At 59.8% G+C, this 1,743-nt stretch carries 1 protein-coding gene and 3 pseudogenes; 1 reads left to right on the top strand and 3 read right to left on the bottom strand.

All coding sequences use genetic code 11. From position 1 onward, the window contains the following. Window positions 1-173: 173 nt before the first annotated feature. Window positions 174-452, bottom strand: coding sequence for a glycine cleavage T C-terminal barrel domain-containing protein (locus OHD58_RS30910; RefSeq protein WP_354494855.1), 279 nt, complete (start codon window positions 450-452; stop codon window positions 174-176). Between the two features lie 238 nt (window positions 453-690). After that, window positions 691-825, bottom strand: a pseudogene (locus tag OHD58_RS30430) (IS110 family transposase); the annotation flags it as partial. Window positions 826-832: 7 nt separating this feature from the next. Here OHD58_RS30430 and OHD58_RS30425 point away from each other — a divergent pair. Then, window positions 833-1,279: pseudogene (locus OHD58_RS30425) on the top strand (transposase); the annotation flags it as partial. 240 nt (window positions 1,280-1,519) lie between these two features. On the opposite strand, the pseudogene OHD58_RS30420 reads toward OHD58_RS30425, so the two are convergent. Continuing rightward, a pseudogene (locus tag OHD58_RS30420) lies at window positions 1,520-1,615 on the bottom strand (IS630 family transposase); the annotation flags it as partial. Window positions 1,616-1,743: the final 128 nt, after the last annotated feature.

Here is a 1,743-nt window from a genome sequence, read left to right as displayed (position 1 = left end):
CAGGCCGGCGATCTGGTGACGACAGGGTCTTGGACAAATGGCCAGCCCGTGAAGCCTGGCGAGCAGTGGCGCGCGCAGTTCGATGGACCGCTGGGTATCATCCAGGTCCGTTTTCGGTAAGGGTGCGCGTTGATCATATCATAGTGAGTGGGCTTTGGCAAAATGCGCGAAGCCTAATAGGTTCCAGGTGTGAGTGCGGTCCAAGGGGCGCAATGCTCCCATTGAACGCTGCCAATGGGCAAACCGACCGGAACAGCGGCAACGACAGCCTTACGAAAATGGCCCAGGACTTCAACTGTCACCTCAAGGCCCTGCTTGGCGAGCTCGACGGGCACATAGCCCATTGCCAGACTCTCGCTGACGCGGTGGCCAAATCCGCGGGAGGTCACATAACCGACGCAATTGCCATCGTGTAGGATGGGTTCATCGCCTGAAGCTCGTGGGTGGGCCACTAAGCCCGAGTGCTCTTGCGCAGCAGCCTCTCATTCATCTTTGATGAACCCCATCGCCCGCGGCCGAGCTGGGCAGACTGGTTTGCGAGCAAGGCCGTCTCATGTCAAACCATCGCAGGATGGACTGCATTTGAACGACTACAGTCTCGTCGTGCAGGCTGCGATCGGGGGGCAAGGGATCGCGATGGGCTGGAAGCATATCGTCGATCATGCGTGCGCCCAAAAACTTCTCGTAGCAGCCTCTTACCCCGACGAGGTTCCCATGCGGACATGGCGGGATCAGATGTGCGTGGAGTATCGACTGGATCAGGTTCTTCAGCCGCGAACGCTAGCGAACCAGCTGCGTCCGCCTGGTGACCTGTCTTCGGAGCGCGAACAAGCGGATCGATCGGCTGACCGACGAGATCGAAGAGACCTACGCGCAAAGCGAGACAAGCCAGCGTCTGGCTACGATCCCAGGCGTGGGCATGCTATCGGCGACGATCATTGCGACGACGACGCCGGATGTCGACAATTTCGACTTGCGAGGGACTATGCCGCTTGGCTCGGCCTCACACCCAAACCGCACTCCACCGGAGGCAAGCAGAGGGTGGGCCGGATCTCGAAGATGGGCAATCGTTATATCCGACGATTGCTGTACCTCGGCGCCATGGCCGCAGATCATGGTCAGACGTAGACTCAAGCGCGAGCCGGGGTCGGATTGGCTATCGAGCATGCTGATCCGGAAGAAAACGAAGGTGGTCGCCATCGCTTTGGCGCATCGCATGGCAAGAACAAGCTTCGCCGACCTCAGGGACGGATCGCGTTACGAGCCGCAGGCCGCCTGACAGGCTCTCGGAATGGTCAGGGCAAAGTGAGGTGGTGGCGAACAAGCGGAGACGAAGAACCAGGACACCCCGATCAATCCGAAGCGCCTCGAGCACGTTCGATTGAGTGGGACCTGTTCTCCAAGCGGATATTCATCAGGGCGCGCACCGTTGTACATTCAGACGCCGTATACATGGCCGCAACCGACCTGTTCGCCAAATCCGATCCGACACCCTTGACCCGCAGGAGCCATCCATACACGGATTGAAGTCGGGACTGTAGGGCGACATGAGCAGGCTCGCGCCTGCGGCCTCAATCGCGTCGCGCACGCCGGCGGCCTTGTGGGCGGGCAGGTTGATGGGGTTGTCTTGTCTTATGACTTTCCAAGCCGTTTGGTTCAGTAAGAGATGCCCGATCCGGGATGGCCATCCCGGATCGGGCGGAAGGGAATGGATCGAAGTTGTCTAGGTCGTTGAGGACCGTC

The sequence above is a fragment of the Mesorhizobium sp. ZC-5 genome, from assembly GCF_025753855.1.
In the GTDB taxonomy this organism is placed as follows: Bacteria; Pseudomonadota; Alphaproteobacteria; order Rhizobiales; family Rhizobiaceae; genus Neomesorhizobium.
This window is presented reverse-complemented; position numbering and strand designations above follow the sequence as displayed.